We start from the raw sequence: 22,564 nt of genomic DNA on the forward strand, positions 1-22,564 counted from the left end.
TAAGTAGGCAGCTTTTAATATTCTATTAGAACAATCCTACCGCATGTCCTTCATTATCGACATTCATGCGTAGGGCAGCTGGTGCTTTTGGAAGTCCTGGCATTGTCATAATATCGCCCGTTAGACAAACTAGGAAGCCCGCACCAAGCTTAGGAATAACTTCACGAATTGTGATGGTGAAGCCTTCTGGACGACCGAGTAAACTTGGTTGATCTGATAAAGAATACTGCGTTTTCGCCATACAAATTGGAAGAGAGTCCCAGCCGAATTTTTCGATTTGGGCAATTTGTTTTTTGGCTTGGTCTGTAAATTGTACATCTTTCCCGCCATATACCTTTTGCACAATCGTACGTACCTTTTCTTCAATCGACTCTGTTACATCATATAAAGGAGAGAAGTTGTTTTCTTCCTCTAGCACAGCTAGTACTTGCTCAGCTAAGGCTAGACCACCTTTACCGCCCTCTTCCCAGACATTCGTACGGGCAATACGAACATGATTTTCTTGACACCAGTTCAGAACGGCTTCTAGCTCAGCCTCTGTATCCGTGATAAAACGATTTAAGGCAATAATTGGTTCAACGCCAAATGTACGAACTGTATCTACATGTTTAGCTAAGTTTTCAATTCCTTGTAGGAGTGCTTCCACATTTTCGCCTACAAGCGCTGTTTTCGGTACACCTCCATGCATTTTTAATGCACGAATTGTCGCTACAATGACAACTGCGCTTGGTTTAAAGCCTCCCTTACGAGCTTTAATGTTCATGAATTTTTCAGCACCTAAATCAGAGCCGAAGCCCGCTTCTGTCACCACAATATCAGCTAGCTTACGAGCGGTTTGTGTCGCCATAATGGAATTGCAGCCGTGGGCAATATTCGCAAATGGACCACCATGGATAATAGCAGGTGTTCCCTCTAATGTTTGAACTAGGTTTGGCTTAAAGGCATCTTTTAATAATAGTGTTAAGGCACCCTCTACCTGTAAATCACGCACAAAGACAGGCTCACGCTCGAAAGTATAGCCAATCACGATACTTGCGATGCGCTCGCGTAAATCCTCAATGCTTGTGGCTAAACAGAATACCGCCATAATTTCTGAGGCAACCGTAATATCAAAGCCATCCTCACGCGGCATGCCTTGAACAGGACCACCTAATCCCACCACTACCTTACGAAGGGCACGATCATTTAAGTCCATGACACGCTTCCAAATTATGCGTCGAGGATCAATGTTAAGTGCATTTCCTTGGTGGATATGATTATCAATAAATGCGGATAAAGCATTGTTAGCAGTTGTAATCGCATGAAGGTCACCAGTGAAATGTAAATTAATATCCTCCATTGGTATAACTTGTGCGTAACCCCCACCAGTTGCGCCACCTTTTACGCCCATGACTGGACCTAATGATGGTTCACGTAATGCGACCATCACCTTCTTATCTAATTGATGAAGGGCATCTGCTAGTCCAACAGTCACAGTCGACTTTCCTTCACCAGCTGGGGTTGGACTAATAGCTGATACTAATACTACCTTTGCATCCTCGCCCTGCGCAGTAATTTTTAATGGGTCAATCTTTGCTTTGAAGCGTCCATACTGCTCAAGAGCATCCTCTGGAATACCCGCAGCATTGGCAATTTCCGTAATAGGTTTGATCACTGCTTGACTAGCGATTTCTAAATCTGATAATGGTTGATTTTTCGTTGTCATTTGGCATCCTACTTTCTATGTTGTTCATTTCCATTATAGTCTTAATTGTGAAAAAAAAGAAAGCCAGATACGCAAGCATTTCGTCAATCAATTGACATCTTTGTTCAATTCCTGTATGTTCTAAGAGAAAATGCAATTTTTTCACATTTTCTCAATGAGAGCACCATTTATTTAACTTTATTTTACATTCAAGCGCATTGGAGGCGAATGCTTATGCAACAGGGGATCGTAAAGTGGTTCAATAATGAAAAAGGTTATGGCTTTATTGAATGTGATGATGGCGAAGATGTATTTGTTCATTTTACGGGCATCCAGGAGGAAGGCTTCCGTACACTTGAAGAAGGTCAAAAGGTTTCATTTGATGTTGTGGAAGGCAATCGTGGACCCCAAGCATCAAATGTGGTAAAACTATAAACATAATGGGGCTATCCGTGTAGTTCCAGATTAGCAGCGGATTAGGAAATGAATCGTTTCCTTCATCCGCTTTTTGTGCTGTTTTATAAGCTTAATGACCCCTCCATGTTATAATAGAAGTAATAGGATTTCGATGCAAAAACCAATGACAGAAGTTATTTTGAAGCATACAGAACGACAAAGTGTAGCAGAATTTGCGGCAACACTGGAAACGATTGCAGAAAAGCTTAAAGAAAATGGTGAATTCACTTTTGTTCAAGGCACAGAGCCAACAGTTGTCAGCCCAAGTGAACAGCTCAAAATCGAATACTCCTATACAAAAAAGGGCGACAAGCATTCATTTGAAATTGAGTTTGATTGGTACACAGGTACAGAAACACCGAAAAAAATGACAATCGAATAATAATAGGTAGCGAAAATCCACTTCTTTGATGAAGTGGATTTTTCCATATTATTGAATAAAGAGCATGTCACTAGAAAAAGACCTTTTAGCAAAGTGAGGGGTTGATTTCGCTCTAGAGTCCCCTGTGTAACGCTAAATCCACAGGAAAGCAAGTAGCCTGTATCAGAAATTCTATTGATGGGTTTGTTTTTCAATACTTATGTACAGAGGCTGGAGCAAAGGTGTTTCAGCCCCTAAAAATACCGAGCTATCCACTAAAACGCTTACGAAGTGTTTCGGAATAGTCGGTTTTTCTAGTTATCATGTTTAAAGATTATTCGGCTTAATGAAGGTCCAGGTTAGTTATGTTCCAGCCTTTTTTCATTATTGATTTATCCAATAAAAAGCACCTGGGCAAACTAATGTTTCCTTTGTTCGCTTAGGATCCTTTAATGTCACGCCAAATGGTCCCTCTTTGACATGTCCGAGTGTCATTGCCTTCGCACTCTCTTCCTTATAGAAATCTAAGCGCATATTCGGTAGCTGTAGTGACATATACTGCTCATATTGTGTAGGCTCTGGTAGCTGTAGCACCTCTTGCCACAGCTGAACGGTTGCCTGCATGTCCCTGACATAGAATTGGACGGATTCCATCGTTATAGCCTGTTTTACATCAATGGCACCACTTGCCTTTAATTGTGCCAAACGCTCTTCATCTTCCTCCGCCCATTCAATCAAAAATGGAAAATCAATTGGAAGATCTGGCTTACCAAAATGCAGTAGCTTCCATTCTACCACTGTGCCATCTGGTCTTGTTCTGCTACATGCATCTGGCCCATATACTTCATAGCCCAATGCTCGCAAGCGCCGACCCTCTTCCTCAATATTTTTTGTACGCAGGGCAATTCGAGAAAATCCCTGGCGCTCTTGATCACGTTTAAACGTATAATGTAGGGAATATGGGTATTGTGCCGCTTGCTCAAATAAATCACGATCATAAATAGCAATTTGTTCAATATAGCTTAAGCCAAAGTAGCTTAACGTATTATAAGTCCCCCACATCGTGTGCTGCCCACCATTCACTGTATGAACATTTCGTTTATTGAAGAAAACCTTTATATTTTCTGGTGATTCCACTTGATGAACCAGATGATCAAAATATAAAGTCATGGCCATTCCCCTTTCTTTCCCCATTACCTTTACCTATATGTTTGATTAGTTTAAAATTTACTCAAGAAAAGGAGTTACTAGTAGGATATGAAAAAAAGTTTCGTTTACCTACAAACTCCGTTCACTAATTTCATAAAGAGGTGATTTGAATGACAGATTTAGTAGCTGCCTTTAAATTGGCATTAGGTAATTATCCTACAGGCGTAACAGTTGTCACGACATGTCATGACACACAACCTATTGGCTTAACCGTCAATTCCTTTGCATCTGTTTCAATCGACCCGCTCCTTATTTTGTGGTCACTCGATAAAAAATCTCAGCTCCATCCTTATTTCACGGCTGCGCCAAATTTTGCGGTCAATATTTTAGCGAGTGATCAAGAGCATTTATGTACACTTTTTGCTAGTAAAATCCCTGATCGCTTTGCACAAGCACAGTGGTCAACTTCCACTTTAGGACTACCGATTCTACATGATACAGCAGCTAATTTACAATGTAAAACATTTCAGCAAATCGATGCGGGCGACCATACCATTTTTATTGGGCAGGTGGTAGACATTACAAATGCTCAAAAAGAGCCTTTGCTTTATCATCGCCGTCATATCGGTCCCATACCAAAAGGCTTTTATAGCTAGCCTATCACACAAAAAAAGGGCCACTTGTAAGCACAGGATATCCTTCATGCTTATAGGTGGCCATTTGACATAAGTTCTACTGAAATCATTGTTATTTTTTCTGCGGAAATCTTTGCTTTTCAAGCCTATTAATTTGCACAATTACACCATCTTGAATCGTAATATGCACTTCACCAAATTCAAGATTTTGAATCGCCTTCGCAATTGCCTCTAGTTTCTTATCATCTACTTTTACTGACTGAGCCATACGAAACACCCCTTCTTTCTTATTCCTTATTGTTCATAAAGAGGCCAACGCATCAAACTGATTGATAGCCCCTCCTATCTCTCAGACACCATCTGTTGGATTTGGCACCTGTTTTTCGGTTGCCGAGGCTTCATTGGGCCAAGTCCCTCCACCTCTCTTGATAAGAGTACTGCGTTTCTTGAAAATAATTCTATAATTCCGCTATAGGAATGTCAATACAAAATATTAGAAAACCTAGTTGAATACTATGCAATGTGTCGTTTAGATTAAAAAACTCCCTATACCTAAAGTATTTTATGCCTAGTCAGTGAGAAATAGATGGCAATCCATTAATTTATTACGAGCTCCATTTCCTCATTATGAATTCAAGTGGGCCTCGATGATGTTTAGCCCTCCACCATACAGAAACAAAGACACATCCTAAAAAGTAACAGCAGGCATACAGCATAGAAAAAACAAGTGTTTGGTTCTCCAGCTTTTGGCAAACAATTAGTATTCCAATGCCTATAAAAACATGGCCAACATAATGCGTTAAAGACATTTGTCCAGTTAAGATTAAAGATTGAATGACTTTATTTTTATATGTCTCTACAAGATAGATGGAGCCCACGATAAGGACAATAGCCGAAGCCGAATTAGATAGGACATACATCATATTTGGTGGAATCGGTCCTGTATCAAATAAATACAATGCACTCTCTACATCCAATAAATGAATGGTTGTCATCTTAATGAATACTGTTGAACAAGCCTCAGTCATGATGACTAGCAATAAACCAGTCACCAATAAGATTTTTCGTAATGTACGATTTGTTAAATCTAATGTGCCGATTAACATGCCGATCAGAAAAAAACAAATCCAGGGGAAAAGTGGGTGATAGCCATTAAACAGCAAATTTCTAATAAATCCTACTGGTGTCCAAAAATCCAGATACTCTAGTAACACATATGTTGGATGCCAGCCAGCAAGGTAATTAAATTGAATTTGAAGCCATTGTGAAAGGATAAGAATGACACCGATAATAAACATCATCCTTTTCTTAGATTGGGCAATCAACCATGCGGCAACAAACATATACACGCCATAATAATGTAATATATCTCCTGTCCAACCGATCGCATATAGTACTATCCCTATCACGAATAACAAAAGCGACCTCTTCCACAAAATAAGTCGATTCTGACGAAGAAGCATTGGGTCCTTACTCTCTCTAGCCTGACGAGTCATTAAGGCTGTTCCTATTCCTGCTAGCATGACAAATACGGCCGACGCACGCCCCTCAAACATATTTTGTAAGGCAATCAACCGTGTTGAACCATTCGTTGTAGAACCTGTTATGACGCCAAAATTGACAATGAACATACCAAGCATAGCGAGAGCTCTTGCAAAATCAAGACCTTCAATGCGCCGATCATCATTTCTATTTGTCATCTTTGCCCCCTTGAATAATGCTATGTACAGCCTCCTTCCAAATAGCTCTATAGTTCAATTGGTTACCTGTTAACATGAAATTACCGATATTATCATAGACCAGGGCTAGCATCTGTGCCTTTGCTTCTATATGGGGCGTATCGTCTAGAACTCCTAGCCGCACACCCCATTGTAGGACTTCAACAAAGCTTGTTAAAAAGCTGGTTTCTAGCTCCACTAATTGTCTCTTATAGTTTTCATCGCGAGCCGCTAATAGTACATATTGATTAAATATTTTATTAAAATAAGGATCCTTGCCCTGTGCCTCAATAGACTTATAGCCTAGCTCGAGTAATTTTTCCTTAAAATTAGCGGAAGTAAGCTCTTTATAATCCACAGCGATATCCTGTTGAATTTCTTTATACAATTCATCAAATATGTAAGCGATTAATTGATCTTTTGATTGAAAATAATAGTAAATGGCTGGTTTTGAAATACCTACCTCTGTAGCAATCATTGCTAAGCTTGTTTTTTCAAACCCATTTTCCGCAAACATCACATAAGCAATTTCTATAATCTTTTGAAAAGTTTGTTCTTTATTTCCCATTATTACCCTCCTTTTTTACCGACCGTTAAGTAAATATTATAGGATGCTAACCTTTTAGACAAGAAAAAACTGTGTAGAAATAGTTCTCTACACAGTTCACATTTATTGATTTTGTAAATGCATCATTAAAGCTTCTGCTGTTTTTTGCTTACCCATTACTTTAAGAGGCTGTCCATCAGCAGGTACAATCCAATGAGGTTCATCCCCCCCATATAAAGACTGAGAGCTATTTGCTACCATAAATTGAGCATTGGCTGTTTCCATACGCAGTCTTGCGCGAGCTAACAAGAATTCCTCATCATTCGTGGCTTCGAGCTTAAAGCCTACTAATGTTACATTCGGTTGCCAGCCCTTAATTTGACCTAATACTTTTGGCGCTTTTTTAAAATGAATAATAGGTGGTTCGTCAGAAGGCATTTTCCCCGTTTCCTCCATTAAATTACCTGATTGATCATATACTTTGTCAATGACCCAATCAGAGCCCGCAGCCGCCATAATGACAATATCGATATGTTGTTGTTGAACTGCATGACGCACCTTTTGTCCTAAATCCTCTATGCCTTCAAATTGTATCAATGTCATATCATTTTGGTTTTCTGGGAGCTGTGCAAAGTAACCATGCATGTATACTACATTAGCGCCAGCAGCCAGCGCCGCCTCTGCTAAATAACACCCCATTGTGCCTTTTGATAAATTCGTGTGACCTCGTACACGATCCCATTTTTCAAGTGTTCCCCCACTTGTAATCAGTACGGTTTTGCCCTGTAATGTCCCCATACACTCACCTATTTTCTGAAATATATACAAATACTATTTTAACGTAATGTAAGGATATGCTTCAATAGCCACTATTTTAGGGAGCTGTTTTGCTCTTTTAGCCAAGCACTTAATATCTCTGCAAATTTCTTTGTGACGGGCGAAGCATGATGTTTCATGGCAATACCAATCGTTCGGTAGCCACCTTGCTTTAATGGAATCGCTTTCAATGTTGGCGGTAAATTTTGAATAACCAACTGAGGTAAAATACTGATCCCTAAATGATGAGAAATCATGGAAAGAATCCCTACCTCCTCAGAAAGCTCAAAGCGGATATTCGGCTTGACATGATATTGCTCTAATAGCACCTTGACATCATTTGTCCCTTTATAGGAAGTCATAATAAATGGCATATCCTCTAGATCTACGATATCAATTTCTGTCTTATTAAATAAAGGACTTTTATCCGAAACAATACATAACAATGGGTCCTGTTGGAGCTCAGTGAACTGATATTGCTCTGACTTTTGACCATTCAAAAATCCTACTTCCACTTCACCGCTTAAAAGCCATTGTTCAATTTCATAGTAATCTCCCTCTCGTAACTCCACCTGAATCCCTGGAAATTGATTATCCATGATCTGAACAATTTCTGGCATCCAATTCGAGGAAATACTCGATATTACACCAATTCGAACCTTACCGCGTGTCACCCCAAGAATATGAGCTGCTTCCTGTTGCAATAATTCCTGAGCATCCAAAACCTGACGCATTGCCCTTAGCATTGTTTGTCCCTCACTCGTTAATGTTACACCTACCCGACTTCGATGAATGAGAGCAAAGCCAAACTCTTTTTCTAAACTTGATACGGCATGACTCACAGCAGACTGTGTTAACCCTAGTGCATCCGCTGCTTTTGTAAAGCTTGCCACCTCTGCCACCTTTGTTAAAATCTCATATTTAACTAAGCTCATCCGCAATCCCTCAATATACATGAATTTTTTTAATCCTATTCATTATAAACATTCGTTTTACTAATCACAATACAAGATATATAGTAATTTTTAGTATAAAAACTGTTTTAGTACACAGATGGTAGGTGAACATAATGAGTATCCAAGGAAAAGCAAATGTATTGATGGTTATTGTCACAATGTTTTGGGGGCTCTCTTATACCTTTATGGTCATGGGGCTAGAAACGTTGGCAGTTTATAATGTGGTGGCATTACGTTGTATCATCGCATTTTTTGTAGCAGGACTTATTTTTTACAAACGGATGATCAAAGTAAATGGTAAAACATTAAAATATGCGGCTATTCAAGGATTTTTACTATTCATTGTGTTCGCGTTAAGTTTATTTGGTTTACAGTCTACTTCTGTTTCAAATGCTGGCTTCATCTTGAGCCTAACAGTCGTGTTAGTGCCGATTTTCAGTAGCTTTATTGAAAAAAAGTTACCTTCTCGTGCAGTTAGCTTTGCGATCATTTGTACCATGATTGGGATTACCGTCTTAACAGCACACGGCACATTCACTTTCCATAAAGGCGATTTATTAGTCGCAATTGCTGCGTTATGTTATTCAATTTATTTACTTTTAAATAGCTCATTCACTCGAAATGTAGAGTCCATTTCATACGGAATTTATCAGCTTGGCTTTGCTGGTATTTATGCGCTAGTGTTAACTTTTCTATTCGAAACACCAACATTGCCAAACTCAACAACTTCCTGGATTGCTATTTTAGGGCTTGGCATCATCTGTAGTGCGTTTTGCTTTGTGGGTCAAACTGTTGCACAACAGTATACTTCTGCTACACATACAGGTCTTATCTTCTCCTTAGAACCTATTTTTGCCGCTATGTTTGCCATGATGTTTATCGGAGAAGGCTTAACAATAAAATTAATGATTGGTGGTAGCTTTATTCTTATTGGTAATTTAGTGGCTCAATTAGAGCACTTCCATGCCCTACGCTTTATAAAAAAAGACGCACAAGAAAAAGTCATACAGTAAAACAGAGTGATCACTGGGATCACTCTGTTTTACTCTTTATAAAAATCTTCTATATTGCTCTGCCTCTATCATACGTTGTTGATTTCTTAAACGCTCCTCTTGCTCTTCAGCAGTCTCTGGATATGTTTGGAGTGTATCAACATCATCCTCATGCTCTGCATATAAAACAATACTGCCTTGTTCTACAAGGTGTGCATAGTAAGCGATTTGTCCCTCTGACAGATTAAATCGTTTTAAGCCCTCTGTAACGGCTGAGTCGCCTGTAAACCAAGATTTAAATTGATCTACCCAATTTCCAGCCTCATGCGTTTGCACATCGGCATCCCATTTTACATCCTCAAACTGTTGGGGATCTCTCGCAATAATATGAATATCGTCTTGGTGATAACCTTCCATTCGCATATTCTCTAAAATGTGAAGCATTTCATCCCTTGTATGGGCCACCTCAATTTTTGGATTTTGTTCATTCATCATGTTCAATTCCTCCTATGTTGTATGGCTTACTAGATAATTACCCGCACTGCACACAAGCAAACCCGTTTTACTCAACTGTAATAATTGTTAAATTGCCTTAAACTACGTTGCCCGTTTGACATAATGCCTTCAGGGCAGAAAAAAAGCATGCTGGTGAGACTGTCATCTCCAGCATGCCAATTGTCAATTTTTACTTGTCAAGAAAGGCTTTTAACATCCATGTATGCTTTTCAAGAGACTGGTACATGGCATTGAGTAAATCCTCTGTACGGTCGTCTCCTTCTTCTGCAGCTAGCTCCATTGTAGAGTTTAAAGCTTTCATCAGCTTTTGGAAATCTGAGATTGTCGTTGCAACCATGTCCTCTGTCGTTTCTTCACCTGTAGCTTCCTCTACATAGGATAGCTCTAGATGCTCTTTTAATGTCGCCACTGGCTTGCCATCCTTTGATAAAATACGCTCTGCTATTTCATCTAAATTCAATGTTGTTTCATTATACAGCTCTTCAAATTTTGCATGTAATGTAAAGAAGGCTGGACCTGTGACATACCAATGATAATTGTGTAGCTTTGTATAAAGCACAGACCATGTCGCCACTAGCTTATTTAATTGTTTGTTTAAGTTTTGTGTCATAATCAATTTCTCCTCCAATATGTCTCGTTCTAGCCATTAGTATGCGTAATGAAAGATGTTGGCTATACACTCATTGTTCCCGACCGACAATATTTCAAACATCCTTCATAAGAAACGATTTAGAGTAAGAATATTTCAACTATTCTACGAAATTATTTCACTTTCCGAAATAGTTTCGTTATAATGAAATCACTTATATGTAAAGGGGTGTCCATAAATGAAAGTTTTACCATTACGAAAAGATGTTGCAGTAGAAGAAACTTGGGATTTAACAGATTTATTGAGCAATGAGGCTGATTTTGAACCTACCTTAGCACAATTAGTGGAAGATGCACTTAGCTTCGAGCAACAATACAAAGGTACGATTACAAATGCACAAAAAGTAATTGATGTGTTAACAGCCTTTGAAGAGCTGCAAAAAAAGTTTGTTCCGATTGGCACATATGCAAGCTTAAATCTCGAAACAGATCGCACAAATGATGTAGCCCAAATGCGTGCGGCAAAGTTTGGTACAGCTATCGGAAAAGTCAGCAGTGCACTATCCTTCGTGCGTAGCGAGTTACTGGCATTGGATGAAGCTGTTTTACAAGAAGCAGCAGCATTAAGCCCTCTTTACAAACGCTATCTAGAGGAATTATTAAAACAAAAACCACACCAGCTCCATCCTGAAGTGGAAAAAGCGCTGGCAGCCTTCAGTGCCACATTTGACGCGCCATATAAAACGTACAATACGACGAAATTAGTGGACATGGATTTTGGCGAATTTGAAGCCAATGGCGAAAAGCATCCTCTTAGCTTTGTGCTGTACGAAAATGACTGGGAGTTTGAAGCAAATACAGATGTACGCCGTGCTGCCTTTCAAGCTTTTTCAAGCAAGCTACGCGATTACCAGCATACAACGGCACAAGTATATAACACACATATTCAACAAGAAAAAACAATGGCTGACCTAAGAGGTTTTAATTCTGTCATTGATTATTTATTATTTGATCAAGATGTCGATCGTTCGCTCTATAATCGTCAAATTGATTTAATTACAAAAGAGCTTGCCCCGCATATGCGTCGTTATGCAACGTTAATTCAAAAAGCCAACGGAATCGACCAAATGACATTTGCAGATTTAAAAATTGCGCTGGATCCTGAGTATGATCCACGATTATCAATGGCTGAGGCAAAAGAATATGTTGAAAAGGCATTAGCCGTTATGGGTGAAGACTATAATCAATTAATGGAAAGAGCCTTTAATGAACGCTGGATTGACTATGCGCCAAACAAAGGAAAATCTACAGGGGCATTCTGCTCAAGTCCGTATGGTAGCCATCCTTATATTTTAATGTCTTGGAATGAACAAATGAATGAAGTCTTTACACTTATTCATGAGCTTGGTCATGCTGGGCATTTTGCAAATACGTATGAGCATCAGTCTTATCTTAATAGTCGACCATCTCTGTACTTTATTGAAGCGCCATCGACAATGAATGAAATGCTGTTAGCGAATTATCTACTAACACATAATGATGATCTACGCTTTAAACGTTGGGTGATTTCCAATATTGTAGCGAAAACATATTATCATAACTTTGTTACACATTTACTAGAAGCTGCCTATCAACGCAAAGTCTATGAATTAATTGATGCTGGAGAAGCAGTGAATGCAACCATCCTCAATCAATTAAAACGTTCCGTATTGGAAAATTTCTGGGGTGATACAGTCGCTATTTCTGAAGGTGCTGAACTCACATGGATGCGTCAGCCGCACTATTATATGGGCCTTTATCCATACACATATAGTGCAGGGTTAACCATCTCCACACAAGTGTCTCAACGTATTTTAAAAGAGGGCGCTCCAGCTGTTGAAGATTGGCTAGCAGTTCTTCGGGCTGGCGGCACAAAATCACCAGTGGAGTTAGCGCAAATGGCTGGGGTTGATATTACGACCGACCAACCACTTCGTGATACAATTGCCTACATTGGCCATTTAATTGATGAGCTTGAACGTCTGACAGTGGAAATCGAAGCCGTTCAGCAATAATTTAACTAGAAAACGGTCCTGCCTATTCAAAGGTGTAGGTCGTTTTCTTTTTTTAGTTCTAAGTAGAAAAATACGTACATATACTAGAATCAGGGCGTCCCTCTACATTTTTTAGATATTTCAAAATAGACAATCATTTTTCTTCATACAAAAGTACCGTTATTATTAATAGTACGCAAATTATTTAGCAATATACGATTAACAATGATTAAAGGAAGTGTTCTAATTATGGTAAAACGTAATGATCCATGCCCATGCGGTAGCGGCAAAAAATATAAAAAATGTTGTGAAGGCAAACAACAAGTAACAGTGGAAACAGTACAAATCGAAGAATTAGAGCGTGTGCTACAAACATTTTACTTAGAATATCCTGAACGTAAAGATGTTCGTGCCTATATTGAGCATGTGGGCACATGGCAGCCTAAATTAGAGAGCGTTTTACAGCGAGAGCTAATCGAAGCCATCGCTTTAGACGACTTTTTCTTCCATCAAGAGCCATCTATTTGGAAAAATTATCTGAAGAAAACGAAGAAAAAGGCGGTAAGACCTTCTACGGTCAAAGTACTTGAAGATTGGTCTCAGCCTACTTTATTTATTGGTACAGTGTCTGTTGTTGAGGAAAAATATTTCAAGGCTAATCATTTACTTACAAATGATGAGCTTTATATTCGACGTGAAAATAACAAACCGATCCCTGAAGGTATGCATGTATTTGCCTTCATTTTACCAGATGGTACGAAGAAATCGTCTCATTATTTAGCTGTGTCTACACTGATTTTCTTCCCAGAGGATCATGCGAAGGTCTTTGAAGAATTCAAGAAGAGCTTTGAGGCTTCAGAGAAGAAGGTTGGCTCCTTCTTAAAAGAAGAGCACCTAGCATTCTGGGAGTTATTAGTATCAAATGGCTATAAAGGTGAGGAATTCTCCAACTTTGAGAGCAATGTCCTGACACAAGTAAAAGACTTCTTAGAGCAAAATGAGCGTGAAACAGCACCAATGCTTGAGCTTTTAGAGGACTATTTAATTGAAGGTCAACCGACTGCTCGTAAAGAAGCAGCCATTGCGGCTGGTGCAATTCGTTATGGTCAGGAAAAAGAACTATTCGAGTCTCTATCCATGACCGTGAAAGAAATCGCTGCAACATTTGATATTTCGGCTTCCTCTCTTACAAAGTATTACCAAGACCTAAGCAGCTATGCTGAAACGAAATAATCATGACAATTAAAGAAGCTACATGTATTAGCGTTTCTAATACATGTAGCTTTTTCTCATGTGTTCATTTACTATAAACTTTTAAAAGCTCTTCCCCTAGGAACTGTAGTTTTTCTCCAACTGAACAGGCTTCAATGCAGAAACGATGAGCCCCTGGTTTACCACGTTCTTTACGTAATTGCTTAATCACTAAGCAATCCGAACAATACGTATCATGCAGTTCGTCAATATCCTTCATAACCGTCACTTTATCCATGTCGAACTCTCGCTCCTTTCACGTCCAAAATTCACTTCCTACTATTATGAAGCGTTCAATTTCAACACGCAACTATTTTGTTTGCTTCCTACGTATTTTTTCAAACACGAATTGCTCACAAGGATGCTTTGCACCATAGCCTTGTTGTACAATTATAGAGAAAGTCAAAACGCAAAGTAGGGATGATATGTTAGAAGTTTATATAGATGCTGCCAGTGCAGGAAATCCTGGTCCAAGTGGGATAGGCATATTTATTAAAGGTGAAGGTCACCATATCCAAATCAGCGAGTATATTGGTGAGACAAACAACCATATTGCTGAATTCACGGCATTGGTTCGTGGCCTAGAAGAAGCACAAAAGCTAGGCTCCCCACTTGTCTCGGTGCGTTCAGATTCCAAAATCGTTGTCGCCTCTATGGAAAAAGAATATGTGAAAAATGAGGAATTTAAACCTTATTTAGAAAAAGCTTTAGCGCTTGCCACAAGCTTTGATTTATTCTTTATCAAATGGGTGCCCGACTCACAAAACAAAGCGGCTGATGCCCTGGCCCGCAAAGCAATTCAAAGCAAAAATAGTTAATCTCATTTCACAGGACTGTTCGTTAGGAGCAGTCCCTTTTTCTTTCCCCTATTCTTCAGTTACTTACTATCCCCCAATTTCATTATTTTATGATATGCAAAAAAATGCTAGAAAACGCCGCTCATTTTCTGATTAATCCAAAACGATATTGACATTGTTAAAGTACGATGTTATCCTTTAACACATTAGTAGTTTAGCAAACGAAAGCGACGGATTATAGGGGGAAACAAAAATGAAACGTGTATTGACTTTATTTATGATGCTGACAGCTGTCATCGTTTTAGCAGCATGCGGTACTTCAAAAGAAAAGACAGCAGAAAAAGACGAAACAGCAGCAGATCAAGAAAAAATTATTATTGGAATTGACGACAAATTTGCACCAATGGGCTTCCGCGATGATAAAAATGACATCGTTGGATTCGATATTGATTTAGCTCGTGCTGCAGCAGAGCATATGGGTGTTGAAGCGGAATTCCAGCCAATCGATTGGAAAACAAAAGAGGCTGAATTATTAAGTGGACGCATTGATTTAATTTGGAACGGTTATACCATTACAGATGAGCGTAAGGAAAAGGTTTTATTTACAAAGCCTTATCTTGAAAACTCTCAAGTTGTGATAACAAAGGCAGATTCAAAGATTACAAAGCTAAGTGATTTAGCAGGACAAGAAGTAGGTATTCAATCCCTTTCTTCTGCGGCAGATGCATTAAACGGTAACCCAATTCACAAAGAAGTGAAAAAAATTACAGAATTTGCGGATAATGTTTTAGCATTATCAGACTTAAAAACAGGCCGTGTTGATGCTGTGGTAATTGATGCTGTAGTTGCAGAATATTACATGACACAAGAGCCTGACACATTCAAATTATTAGAGGAATCACTCGCACCTGAGCAATACGGTATTGGTGTGAAACCAGGAAATGAAGCCTTATTAGAAAAACTACAAGCTGCGTTAGACAAAATGAATGAAGACGGTACTGCGGCTGACATTTCAACAAAATGGTTCGGAGAAGACAAAGTATTAAAATAATGACAGGATACATCAACTGTAAGAGTTTCCTTAGTGGAACTCTTACTCTTTTTGGAGGGACATCGTTATGGCGGATTACTGGCAAACTATGATATTACCGATGCTAGAAGGGGCAAAAATGACAGTTTTACTGTTTTTCATCGCCATTTTGGTATCGATTCCATTCGGCTTTTTACTAACACTCGCCGTAAAAAGTCGGATTAAACCACTCGCTTGGCTTGCACATACGTATATTTATATCATGCGTGGTACACCACTATTACTGCAATTATTATTAATTTGCTTCGGTTTACCTATGCTACCAGTAATCGGTGAATATTTAGTACTCGATCGTTTTGTGGCCGCTTGCCTTGGCTTTATTTTAAATTATGCTGCCTACTTTGCAGAAATATTCCGTGGTGGTCTTCTTGCCATCGATAAAGGACAATATGAGGCAGCCCAGGTACTCGGCTTATCCAAATGGCAAACGACCACACGTGTTATTTTGCCACAAATGTTTCGTGTCGCCTTACCCGCATTATCAAATGAATCCGTTACACTAATTAAGGATACAGCCCTGCTTTATGCAGTTGCTGTTCCAGAATTACTACATTTTGCGCAAACAGCTGTCAATCGTGACTTCACAATTACACCGTTCTTTATTGCGGGTGCAATTTACTTAGTCATGACCCTTGTATTGACCGTGTTCTTTAAATGGCTGGAAAAACGCTTTAAATTCGAATAGAGGTGACACATATGGCATTGATGGAAGTAACAAATTTGAAGAAATCTTTCGATCAGGTGGAGGTTCTGAAACAAATTACATTTTCGGTAGAGAAGAACGATGTCATTGCAGTTATCGGTCCCTCTGGATCTGGGAAAAGTACAATGCTTCGAAGCTTAATACATTTAGAAGAAATCGATGGTGGCAGTATTGTAGTAGATGGTGACTATCTTGTACAGGATGGACATTATACAAAGCCACAGGACATTAAAGCAATCACAGCTAAAATGGGGATGGTCTTTCAACACTTTAACCTGTTCCCCCACTTAACCGTTCAGCAAAACCTCGAAATGGCACCGAGCTTATTAAAAAAAGAATCGGCAGAAGCCATTACGAAACGCTGTCAAGATTTACTACAAAAAATCGGGCTTGCCGACAAGGCCAAGGCTTATCCAGCCAATCTTTCTGGTGGCCAAAAACAGCGTGTAGCGATCGCCCGTGCCCTAATGATGAATCCTCAAATTTTGTTATTTGATGAACCTACCTCTGCCTTAGATCCTGAGCTGACAGGCGAAGTATTAAAGGTTATGAAAAGCCTAGCAGAGGATCAGATGACGATGATTGTCGTGACACACGAAATGGGCTTTGCACGAGAGGTAGCAAATAAGGTAGTCTTTATGGACGGTGGTCAAATTATTGAAACCGACCATCCAGACAACTTCTTTACAAACCCTCAAAACGACCGTACAAAGGCGTTTTTACAAAAGAATTTTAATTAAGTTAAAGGAGAGCTGGCTTATGCCGCTCTCTTTTTTTACAGATTTTTATGTACAGAAAAGAGGATGGGACAAAAGAAAGAATGTTAGACCATATACAAGTTTGGTCTAACATTTTTTTGCGTTATTAGAACAAATATACTTTTAAAAATAAGAATTTGCTGTTCTGGATGTGAATACGGCTTTTAGCAATTGACAAACCTAATCCGCTACCTTGACTTGATCTCGAATAAGATCGATTGCTTCTAAAGCATGGTAAGCTTTGAATGCTTGATATCCATCGTCTAAGTAGTTTATTTCACCCTACCAACTGATTCCCCAAAAATCATTTGTAGTCCATAACAATTTATTTTACATTATTTGAAAAAAACCGTTTATCCATGTTATAATTCTTAGTGAAGATGTATATAAGTAAATAAGACCATTGGTGCTGGAACACCAATGGTCCTAGTAACAAGACGAATCGCTTCAAAGGCGATTTGCAAGGTGATGAAAGTAAACCATCTCACATGCTGGCGAGGCAGGGGCGGTTTACTTTTTTTGTGTAAAAGTAAATGACAATGCAAGTACAGAAACAATAAGTGTTGATAGACTTATCGCAACCATTATTGCTTCAAAAATAGTCAAAGGCATCAACTCCTTTCTCTTCAATAAGTTGAATGAGATAGGTTAAAATTGTGCCAACCGCCCATGAAACCTCTATCTAGTTACGCTCTTATTATACCATATTTTGGTCTAAATCAGCCACGCTACATGATTGCCTATAAAAATAAAAACAGTTGGGACAGACCCAACTGTTTTACTATATATTCACAACTTTTTTCGGTTTCATCTTTGCAAGGCGTAATAGATAAATAATAAAGACAACCCCTAGTAAGCCTGCACCTGACAAGTAGACTGAAGCATAGCCTGCCTGCACAGCTACCATTCCCAAAATATAGGAACCTAATGCGATCCCAAGGTCAAACATCGTAAAATAGGTTGCTGTAGCATAGCCACTTCGCTGGATGGCTGTGGATTGAACGGCTAATGCTTGCAAGCTTGTCGTCACAGCTCCATAGCCGAAGCCTACAAAAATAGCAGCACTTAAAAATAACACAGGTCCTTCTACAAAAGCGAGCATAACGAGCCCAATGGCGAAGGAGATAATGCCGGGAATAATAACAAATTGCGGTCCCTTCGTATCATAAAGTTTACCTGTGTATGGCCGCGTAATTAACATGGATGCAGCAAACACTGCATAAAAAAGACTGGCCACAGCCATTAAACCCTTTTGCTGTGCATAGACCGATAAAAAGGATAAAACACTGGCATACGAGAAGGCTACTAAACTAGCAATCGCAGCAACAGGTAACGCTTTTCGCTCAAACAAATCATCAAATTTAAAGGTTAGTTTTCCTTCATGTATAGGCTTCGGTAAATCATCGGTATTGACCGTTAACGCTAGAATTCCTCCTGCTAGAATACAAATACTCATAACGATGAACAATACGTTAAAGGTACTATATTGTATTAATAATAGCCCAATAAATGGACCAATAACGACAGCTAGATTTGTAGACATCGTAAAATAGCCAAGGCCTGCTCCTTTTCGTTTAGCTGGAACGATATCAGCCGCTAAAGAACCTGCAGCTGTTGTAATAATACTAAAGAAAATCCCTTGAATAAAACGTAGACCAAGTAAAAGTCCGAATGGATGAATAAATAAATATAAGACGGTACATATAAAATAGCCCACTATCGAAAGGACTAACAGTTTCTTCTTACCAAAGACATCCAACAGCTTTCCTGAAAACGGGCGTACAATGATAGCTGACAATAAAAAGCCAGACAATAGAAGCCCTGCCTCCTTATCTGTCTGATGTAGCTCCCCTATTGCATATAGTGGCAAAGTCGTTACAAGTCCATAAAATACAAAAAAAACTGAGATATTCGTTAAAAATAGACTAATGAAACGCTTCGTCCATATTTGTGTATTCTCTTCTTGCTGCATGTCCATCAACCTTTCATTTTTTCCAATAGCTTCAGAAGTTGCTCTTGTTCTTCAGCAGTTAAAGACCCAACCATTTCTTCCTCAAACGCTAGAATAGTTGCTGTAATGGCTGGTAGGCGTTCCTCTGCTTGTGCGGATAATGTCACAATCTTTTCTCGTTTATCCTCACCATCTAATCGTTGTACCCAGCCCAATGCCTCAAGCCTTGTAATCGCTCTTGTGATACTTGGTGCTTCCACATTTAAATATTTCCAAATTTGCGTCAATGTCATGGGTCCATTTTTATGTAAGCAATACAAAATGGTCCATTGAGAACTATATAAATGATGCTGCTTCAGCACTTCATTTAAGCAATTAGTTAAATAGCGATTTTTTTGGAATAAAGCATGGAAAATTGGATTCATCACTATCTACCTCCTAAAATTATTTACCTAGCTAAATAAATACTATACGCTTCATTTTTTTCTTTGTAAAGGAAGGAATTTGGAAAGATGGCTCAATCATCAGCAGGGAATTTTTTGCATGTGTCGAATAAAACATAATAGATTCACAATGAAAAGGAGATGGAATCATGGGGAAAAAGGTTTTAATACTTGCAGGAGATGCAGTAGAGGCTTTAGAGATTTTTTATCCTTATTATCGTTGTCTTGAGGCAGGCTATGATGTCACAATTGCAGCACCATCAGCTAAAAAATTACAGACCGTATTACATGATTTTGTAGATGGCGTCGATACATACATCGAGCGACCTGCCTATGGATTAGAGGCACATGCTTCTTTTGCTGATATTGATCCAACACATTTTGATGGATTGATTATTCCGGGTGGTCGTGCGCCAGAATACATTCGTTTAAATGAGCATGTGCCACCACTTGTGTCCCATTTTTTCGAAACCAATAAACCGATTGCAGCCGTTTGCCATGCAGCACAAATTTTCGCGACCATTCCTGAAGCGCTAAAAGGACGTGAGCTGACAGCCTATATTGCCTGCAAGCCAGAGGTACAAGTGGCTGGCGCTACTTATATTGAAGCCAATCTTCATACAGATGGCAATTTAGTAAGTGGACATGCATGGCCTGATTTACCAGGCTTGATGCGTGCGTTTATTCAAAAGCTTGAAGATTAAATGAATGAGGATGCCTTTTCTGGGCATCCTTTTTTCATGACGTACTTTCTTGTAATTCAATTTTTTCCACCTTTTGTGTTGCACTTTGATAACTAATTCTTACATAGACACCAAATTCCTTATCGGGTTGCTTGAGCCAAAGCTTAAACTTTTCGATTGTTGACGCCCCATGTACTTCTTTACCCTCATGCAAATAATCGATAATTTTGGCTGAAGGATATTTTGTCTTTACCTCTTTGATAGCCATTTGTCCCCATTTGGCATAGGCTGGTGTTTCTTGTTGTGCATTGGCGGCCATTGGTGTTTGTATGAACACAGCAAGACAAACAAGCAGAAGCCCAAGTAAATATAACTGCCTCACTTGAATCACTCCTTTAAAAAAATAAGCGCTCCAAAAAAGTTTTGGAGCAGCTTGTCTTTATTGCTTTGGCTGTTGAGGGTTATTATGAATGACTTGGTTAAACTCTGCTGAGTACTCCTCACGATCATTCTTTTTATGCGTATCTTCCTTCTTTTTCTTTTTAAAGCTTGTTTTTCTCTTTTTTGCCATGATTTTCACCTCCGCTATTTTGTTTTATTGGACTGCTGGTTTTTATCATGATTCGTTTTATTGTTTTTATTTTTAGCTTTTGCATCAAATTCTGCTGCGAATTCTTCGTTTAAGTTATCATTCGGGTTGTTATTATTGCTATTACTTCGATCAAGATCTTTACTTTTGTAGGTACCAAAAGGATTATGCGTTCGCATATTCATGGTTTTACTGTTATTTCGATTATTACGTTTGCCCACGTAACATCACCTCCTGCACATAATTTGTTCAAATTGAGGCGTTACTATGTAGGTCAGTTTCTTCGCTAATTGTAAAAAAATGAACATGACTAATATGTATTAGTCATGTTCATTCTTATTTCGTCCCTAGACAATTGTATATTCTGTAATGTTGAGCAATGCTCCGACAGCGCCTGAAAAACCATGATCGTTAATAAAGACAGGTGTATGCTTTTTCGTACGTGTATAATTTGCAATCACACGGGCAAGATGAGCATTATTGCTGAGAGTTGAACCAATATAAACAATATGCTGTGCCTTTTTTTCTTCCGCATATTGAATGCTAAGTGTTGTAATGACTTCGCCTACTAGTCCCTGAACCGTCGCGATAATATCCTCTGCTGGATGTTTCATGGACTGGGTAATGCCTACTTTCCCAAAATTACTTGCAGTTAAATGACCATCAATGGGTGTATCCATGCCCTGATAAATGTCCTTAACTAATAAATCAATGCTCTCACGATGGCCCTTGTCAGCCATTTCTCGTATTTCATTGTAATCTGTAATCCCTGTTGTAAGCGCTGACAATCCAATTAATGTCCCACCACCAACGCCTGTCCCGCCAACGCGAATATGGGTATTGCCCTCCATATAATGAATGGAAGTGCCTGTCCCGATATTGGTAATCATACTACGCTCAAAAAAGTAGCCTTCTTTATTTAGTAAAAATCGGACACCCTTTAAAGTTGCTTCAAACTCCACTATATAATGAATCGATTTCATTGTTTTAATGACATCAAGTAATTGCTCTGTACGTCCCCCCGTAACACCAATATCCTCAATATCTGGATGGTCGATAATCCATTTTTTTACAGATTGCAGATCATTAGACGGAAAGGTTGTTAAAACAAGTTCATTGTGTTGATCTAAATAAGCAACCTTTGTCAATGTGCCGCCTGCATCAATACCTATAGCCTTTGGCATACAATTCTCCTTTGATTTTATTACGCAGTTTACGCGATGATTAAGGCAACTAATAAAGTACATGCCCTCTTTGGTACGAAGGATTTTGCAAGGAGTTTTGTGTGCCAAAATCCTGACCAATTAATTTGTTCGTACAAAAGCTAAACGCTCAGTACAATCCCCCAAATTGTGTAATGACATTTTCGCCCTTTCTAAACTTTAACGCTGTTGAAATGATTGTGCAATAACTTCGTAAACTTTCATGAAAAAATCATGGAAAATATCAAATTTTTTCTATTCGATCGCTGAATTTTAACGCATTTCTAAAGCTTTATTATCATTCTACTAAAAAAATAAAGCTTTGTTAAAGCATTATGCTGTTTTTGAAATTTAACAAATATTCTAAAGTGGAGCAAGTAAGTCTTTGTCATATTAGGGGATACACCTGCATTCAGGTACGCATAAAATATTTGCTTAATTAGAACAAGAAGATTTCAGATTCCAAAAGAAGAAGGCTCATTAGTGCATGCACGATGCCTATCGTAATGAGCACATTGTATTCCTAAGTATGTAAGGTGCTAAAAGGGGGCTTATGAAATACTGACCAAATCGAACGTTCCCCATGAGAAACATAAAAAAAGTGAAAATGCACTGCTTGAGCAGGCACTTTCACTTTCCAAAAACG

27 protein-coding genes and 1 riboswitch are annotated in these 22,564 nt (G+C 38.8%); of the genes, 11 read left to right on the forward strand and 16 right to left on the reverse strand.

Going from position 1 to position 22,564, the window contains the following annotated elements:
• Nucleotides 1-25: 25 nt before the first annotated feature.
• The gene (locus tag V1L66_RS14770) at nucleotides 26-1,705 is read right to left on the reverse strand and encodes a formate--tetrahydrofolate ligase (RefSeq protein WP_036076327.1); all 1,680 of its coding nucleotides are present in this window, start codon (nucleotides 1,703-1,705) and stop codon (nucleotides 26-28) included.
• 213 nt (nucleotides 1,706-1,918) lie between these two features.
• Here V1L66_RS14770 and V1L66_RS14775 point away from each other — a divergent pair, with 213 nt between their 5' ends.
• Entirely contained in the window at nucleotides 1,919-2,119 is a 201-nt protein-coding gene (locus V1L66_RS14775; RefSeq protein ID WP_004269397.1) for a cold-shock protein, read from the forward strand.
• 133 nt (nucleotides 2,120-2,252) lie between these two features.
• Complete coding sequence (locus V1L66_RS14780) at nucleotides 2,253-2,522, forward strand: amphi-Trp domain-containing protein (RefSeq protein ID WP_333006538.1); 270 nt, start codon at nucleotides 2,253-2,255, stop codon at nucleotides 2,520-2,522.
• Nucleotides 2,523-2,885: 363 nt separating this feature from the next.
• Here the strand turns inward: V1L66_RS14780 and V1L66_RS14785 are convergent, their stop codons facing one another.
• Entirely contained in the window at nucleotides 2,886-3,671 is a 786-nt protein-coding gene (locus V1L66_RS14785) for a VOC family protein (RefSeq protein ID WP_333006537.1), read from the reverse strand.
• A 149-nt stretch (nucleotides 3,672-3,820) separates the two neighbouring features.
• Between V1L66_RS14785 and V1L66_RS14790 the strand changes: the two genes are divergently transcribed.
• On the forward strand, nucleotides 3,821-4,306 hold the full coding sequence (locus V1L66_RS14790; RefSeq protein ID WP_036076325.1) for a flavin reductase family protein: 486 nt from the start codon (nucleotides 3,821-3,823) through the stop codon (nucleotides 4,304-4,306).
• Nucleotides 4,307-4,397: 91 nt separating this feature from the next.
• On the opposite strand, the gene V1L66_RS14795 is transcribed toward V1L66_RS14790, so the two are convergent.
• The 5 genes from V1L66_RS14795 to V1L66_RS14815 all read right to left on the reverse strand — a co-directional run bounded on the left by V1L66_RS14795 (nucleotide 4,398) and on the right by V1L66_RS14815 (nucleotide 8,301).
• The gene (locus V1L66_RS14795; protein WP_004269393.1) at nucleotides 4,398-4,553 is read right to left on the reverse strand and encodes a YezD family protein; all 156 of its coding nucleotides are present in this window, start codon (nucleotides 4,551-4,553) and stop codon (nucleotides 4,398-4,400) included.
• Between the two features lie 71 nt (nucleotides 4,554-4,624).
• Nucleotides 4,625-4,720, reverse strand: a riboswitch (SAM riboswitch).
• Between the two features lie 170 nt (nucleotides 4,721-4,890).
• Nucleotides 4,891-5,985, reverse strand: a complete 1,095-nt coding sequence (locus V1L66_RS14800; RefSeq protein ID WP_333006536.1) for a heparan-alpha-glucosaminide N-acetyltransferase domain-containing protein — start codon at nucleotides 5,983-5,985, stop codon at nucleotides 4,891-4,893.
• A complete protein-coding gene (locus V1L66_RS14805) occupies nucleotides 5,975-6,571 on the reverse strand; it encodes a TetR/AcrR family transcriptional regulator (RefSeq protein WP_016994898.1) in 597 nt (198 codons plus the stop codon). Before V1L66_RS14805 ends, V1L66_RS14800 begins: the two co-directional genes overlap by 11 nt.
• 102 nt (nucleotides 6,572-6,673) lie before the next feature.
• The gene (locus V1L66_RS14810) at nucleotides 6,674-7,348 is read right to left on the reverse strand and encodes a phosphopantothenoylcysteine decarboxylase (protein ID WP_016994899.1); all 675 of its coding nucleotides are present in this window, start codon (nucleotides 7,346-7,348) and stop codon (nucleotides 6,674-6,676) included.
• A gap of 71 nt (nucleotides 7,349-7,419) precedes the next feature.
• Entirely contained in the window at nucleotides 7,420-8,301 is an 882-nt protein-coding gene (locus V1L66_RS14815) for a LysR family transcriptional regulator (protein WP_016994900.1), read from the reverse strand.
• Between the two features lie 134 nt (nucleotides 8,302-8,435).
• Between V1L66_RS14815 and V1L66_RS14820 the strand changes: the two genes are divergently transcribed.
• A complete protein-coding gene (locus V1L66_RS14820) occupies nucleotides 8,436-9,335 on the forward strand; it encodes a DMT family transporter (RefSeq protein ID WP_333006535.1) in 900 nt (299 codons plus the stop codon).
• A 36-nt stretch (nucleotides 9,336-9,371) separates the two neighbouring features.
• Here V1L66_RS14820 and V1L66_RS14825 read toward each other — a convergent pair whose 3' ends face one another.
• Both V1L66_RS14825 and V1L66_RS14830 read right to left on the reverse strand, forming a co-directional pair.
• Nucleotides 9,372-9,809, reverse strand: coding sequence for a general stress protein (locus V1L66_RS14825; RefSeq protein ID WP_036076320.1), 438 nt, complete (start codon nucleotides 9,807-9,809; stop codon nucleotides 9,372-9,374).
• Nucleotides 9,810-9,999: 190 nt separating this feature from the next.
• Nucleotides 10,000-10,440: a Dps family protein gene (locus V1L66_RS14830; protein ID WP_016994902.1), complete on the reverse strand. Its 441-nt coding sequence runs from the start codon at nucleotides 10,438-10,440 to the stop codon at nucleotides 10,000-10,002.
• A gap of 217 nt (nucleotides 10,441-10,657) precedes the next feature.
• Between V1L66_RS14830 and pepF the strand changes: the two genes are divergently transcribed.
• Together pepF and V1L66_RS14840 are read left to right on the forward strand one after the other, a co-directional pair.
• Nucleotides 10,658-12,472: an oligoendopeptidase F gene (gene pepF / locus V1L66_RS14835; RefSeq protein WP_333006534.1), complete on the forward strand. Its 1,815-nt coding sequence runs from the start codon at nucleotides 10,658-10,660 to the stop codon at nucleotides 12,470-12,472.
• A 228-nt stretch (nucleotides 12,473-12,700) separates the two neighbouring features.
• A complete protein-coding gene (locus tag V1L66_RS14840) occupies nucleotides 12,701-13,684 on the forward strand; it encodes an SEC-C domain-containing protein (protein WP_333006533.1) in 984 nt (327 codons plus the stop codon).
• A gap of 64 nt (nucleotides 13,685-13,748) precedes the next feature.
• Here V1L66_RS14840 and V1L66_RS14845 read toward each other — a convergent pair whose 3' ends face one another.
• Nucleotides 13,749-13,940, reverse strand: coding sequence for a zinc-finger domain-containing protein (locus V1L66_RS14845; protein WP_004269383.1), 192 nt, complete (start codon nucleotides 13,938-13,940; stop codon nucleotides 13,749-13,751).
• A 187-nt stretch (nucleotides 13,941-14,127) separates the two neighbouring features.
• Between V1L66_RS14845 and V1L66_RS14850 the strand changes: the two genes are divergently transcribed.
• From V1L66_RS14850 to V1L66_RS14865, 4 genes are all read left to right on the forward strand, one after another.
• A complete protein-coding gene (locus V1L66_RS14850; RefSeq protein ID WP_036076318.1) occupies nucleotides 14,128-14,520 on the forward strand; it encodes a ribonuclease HI family protein in 393 nt (130 codons plus the stop codon).
• Between the two features lie 232 nt (nucleotides 14,521-14,752).
• Nucleotides 14,753-15,550 carry an amino acid ABC transporter substrate-binding protein gene (locus tag V1L66_RS14855; RefSeq protein ID WP_054550807.1) on the forward strand — a complete coding sequence of 266 codons (798 nt, stop codon included), beginning with the start codon at nucleotides 14,753-14,755 and terminating at the stop codon, nucleotides 15,548-15,550.
• Nucleotides 15,551-15,617: 67 nt separating this feature from the next.
• Nucleotides 15,618-16,274 (forward strand): amino acid ABC transporter permease, encoded by a 657-nt coding sequence (locus V1L66_RS14860; protein WP_004269380.1) that lies wholly within the window; start codon nucleotides 15,618-15,620, stop codon nucleotides 16,272-16,274.
• An 11-nt stretch (nucleotides 16,275-16,285) separates the two neighbouring features.
• A complete protein-coding gene (locus V1L66_RS14865; RefSeq protein WP_312124466.1) occupies nucleotides 16,286-17,032 on the forward strand; it encodes an amino acid ABC transporter ATP-binding protein in 747 nt (248 codons plus the stop codon).
• 799 nt (nucleotides 17,033-17,831) lie between these two features.
• Here the strand turns inward: V1L66_RS14865 and V1L66_RS14870 are convergent.
• Both V1L66_RS14870 and V1L66_RS14875 read right to left on the reverse strand, forming a co-directional pair.
• The gene (locus V1L66_RS14870; protein ID WP_376747976.1) at nucleotides 17,832-19,022 is read right to left on the reverse strand and encodes an MFS transporter; all 1,191 of its coding nucleotides are present in this window, start codon (nucleotides 19,020-19,022) and stop codon (nucleotides 17,832-17,834) included.
• Between the two features lie 5 nt (nucleotides 19,023-19,027).
• Nucleotides 19,028-19,426: a MarR family winged helix-turn-helix transcriptional regulator gene (locus V1L66_RS14875; protein WP_016992502.1), complete on the reverse strand. Its 399-nt coding sequence runs from the start codon at nucleotides 19,424-19,426 to the stop codon at nucleotides 19,028-19,030.
• Between the two features lie 167 nt (nucleotides 19,427-19,593).
• Between V1L66_RS14875 and V1L66_RS14880 the strand changes: the two genes are divergently transcribed.
• The gene (locus V1L66_RS14880; RefSeq protein ID WP_016992501.1) at nucleotides 19,594-20,148 is read left to right on the forward strand and encodes a DJ-1/PfpI family protein; all 555 of its coding nucleotides are present in this window, start codon (nucleotides 19,594-19,596) and stop codon (nucleotides 20,146-20,148) included.
• Nucleotides 20,149-20,182: 34 nt separating this feature from the next.
• On the opposite strand, the gene V1L66_RS14885 is transcribed toward V1L66_RS14880, so the two are convergent.
• The 4 genes from V1L66_RS14885 to coaW all read right to left on the reverse strand — a co-directional run bounded on the left by V1L66_RS14885 (nucleotide 20,183) and on the right by coaW (nucleotide 21,900).
• Nucleotides 20,183-20,509, reverse strand: a complete 327-nt coding sequence (locus V1L66_RS14885; RefSeq protein ID WP_333006532.1) for a DUF3889 domain-containing protein — start codon at nucleotides 20,507-20,509, stop codon at nucleotides 20,183-20,185.
• 57 nt (nucleotides 20,510-20,566) lie between these two features.
• Nucleotides 20,567-20,698, reverse strand: coding sequence for a hypothetical protein (locus V1L66_RS14890; RefSeq protein ID WP_004269370.1), 132 nt, complete (start codon nucleotides 20,696-20,698; stop codon nucleotides 20,567-20,569).
• Between the two features lie 14 nt (nucleotides 20,699-20,712).
• A complete protein-coding gene (locus V1L66_RS14895; protein ID WP_004269369.1) occupies nucleotides 20,713-20,937 on the reverse strand; it encodes a hypothetical protein in 225 nt (74 codons plus the stop codon).
• 126 nt (nucleotides 20,938-21,063) lie between these two features.
• Nucleotides 21,064-21,900: a type II pantothenate kinase gene (gene coaW, locus V1L66_RS14900; RefSeq protein ID WP_036076313.1), complete on the reverse strand. Its 837-nt coding sequence runs from the start codon at nucleotides 21,898-21,900 to the stop codon at nucleotides 21,064-21,066.
• Nucleotides 21,901-22,564: the final 664 nt, after the last annotated feature.

The sequence above is a fragment of the Lysinibacillus sp. IITD104 genome (assembly GCF_036698265.2).
In the GTDB taxonomy this organism is placed as follows: Bacteria; Bacillota; Bacilli; order Bacillales_A; family Planococcaceae; genus Lysinibacillus; species Lysinibacillus boronitolerans.

What these genes read in the sequence shown, in the direction of transcription:
- V1L66_RS14770 (WP_036076327.1), bottom strand. Translation starts at nt 1,705, where the DNA reads ATGACAACGAAAAATCAACCATTATCAGATTTAGAAATCGCTAGTCAA.
- V1L66_RS14840 (WP_333006533.1), top strand. Translation starts at nt 12,701, where the DNA reads ATGGTAAAACGTAATGATCCATGCCCATGCGGTAGCGGCAAAAAATAT.
- V1L66_RS14780 (WP_333006538.1), top strand. Translation starts at nt 2,253, where the DNA reads ATGCAAAAACCAATGACAGAAGTTATTTTGAAGCATACAGAACGACAA.
- V1L66_RS14810 (WP_016994899.1), bottom strand. Translation starts at nt 7,348, where the DNA reads ATGGGGACATTACAGGGCAAAACCGTACTGATTACAAGTGGGGGAACA.
- V1L66_RS14875 (WP_016992502.1), bottom strand. Translation starts at nt 19,426, where the DNA reads ATGAATCCAATTTTCCATGCTTTATTCCAAAAAAATCGCTATTTAACT.
- V1L66_RS14865 (WP_312124466.1), top strand. Translation starts at nt 16,286, where the DNA reads ATGGCATTGATGGAAGTAACAAATTTGAAGAAATCTTTCGATCAGGTG.
- V1L66_RS14825 (WP_036076320.1), bottom strand. Translation starts at nt 9,809, where the DNA reads ATGATGAATGAACAAAATCCAAAAATTGAGGTGGCCCATACAAGGGAT.
- V1L66_RS14815 (WP_016994900.1), bottom strand. Translation starts at nt 8,301, where the DNA reads ATGAGCTTAGTTAAATATGAGATTTTAACAAAGGTGGCAGAGGTGGCA.
- V1L66_RS14860 (WP_004269380.1), top strand. Translation starts at nt 15,618, where the DNA reads ATGGCGGATTACTGGCAAACTATGATATTACCGATGCTAGAAGGGGCA.
- V1L66_RS14775 (WP_004269397.1), top strand. Translation starts at nt 1,919, where the DNA reads ATGCAACAGGGGATCGTAAAGTGGTTCAATAATGAAAAAGGTTATGGC.
- V1L66_RS14805 (WP_016994898.1), bottom strand. Translation starts at nt 6,571, where the DNA reads ATGGGAAATAAAGAACAAACTTTTCAAAAGATTATAGAAATTGCTTAT.
- V1L66_RS14830 (WP_016994902.1), bottom strand. Translation starts at nt 10,440, where the DNA reads ATGACACAAAACTTAAACAAACAATTAAATAAGCTAGTGGCGACATGG.
- V1L66_RS14850 (WP_036076318.1), top strand. Translation starts at nt 14,128, where the DNA reads ATGTTAGAAGTTTATATAGATGCTGCCAGTGCAGGAAATCCTGGTCCA.
- V1L66_RS14855 (WP_054550807.1), top strand. Translation starts at nt 14,753, where the DNA reads ATGAAACGTGTATTGACTTTATTTATGATGCTGACAGCTGTCATCGTT.
- V1L66_RS14880 (WP_016992501.1), top strand. Translation starts at nt 19,594, where the DNA reads ATGGGGAAAAAGGTTTTAATACTTGCAGGAGATGCAGTAGAGGCTTTA.
- V1L66_RS14845 (WP_004269383.1), bottom strand. Translation starts at nt 13,940, where the DNA reads ATGGATAAAGTGACGGTTATGAAGGATATTGACGAACTGCATGATACG.
- V1L66_RS14890 (WP_004269370.1), bottom strand. Translation starts at nt 20,698, where the DNA reads ATGGCAAAAAAGAGAAAAACAAGCTTTAAAAAGAAAAAGAAGGAAGAT.
- coaW (WP_036076313.1), bottom strand. Translation starts at nt 21,900, where the DNA reads ATGCCAAAGGCTATAGGTATTGATGCAGGCGGCACATTGACAAAGGTT.
- V1L66_RS14785 (WP_333006537.1), bottom strand. Translation starts at nt 3,671, where the DNA reads ATGACTTTATATTTTGATCATCTGGTTCATCAAGTGGAATCACCAGAA.
- V1L66_RS14795 (WP_004269393.1), bottom strand. Translation starts at nt 4,553, where the DNA reads ATGGCTCAGTCAGTAAAAGTAGATGATAAGAAACTAGAGGCAATTGCG.
- V1L66_RS14790 (WP_036076325.1), top strand. Translation starts at nt 3,821, where the DNA reads ATGACAGATTTAGTAGCTGCCTTTAAATTGGCATTAGGTAATTATCCT.
- pepF (WP_333006534.1), top strand. Translation starts at nt 10,658, where the DNA reads ATGAAAGTTTTACCATTACGAAAAGATGTTGCAGTAGAAGAAACTTGG.
- V1L66_RS14870 (WP_376747976.1), bottom strand. Translation starts at nt 19,022, where the DNA reads ATGCAGCAAGAAGAGAATACACAAATATGGACGAAGCGTTTCATTAGT.
- V1L66_RS14820 (WP_333006535.1), top strand. Translation starts at nt 8,436, where the DNA reads ATGAGTATCCAAGGAAAAGCAAATGTATTGATGGTTATTGTCACAATG.
- V1L66_RS14800 (WP_333006536.1), bottom strand. Translation starts at nt 5,985, where the DNA reads ATGACAAATAGAAATGATGATCGGCGCATTGAAGGTCTTGATTTTGCA.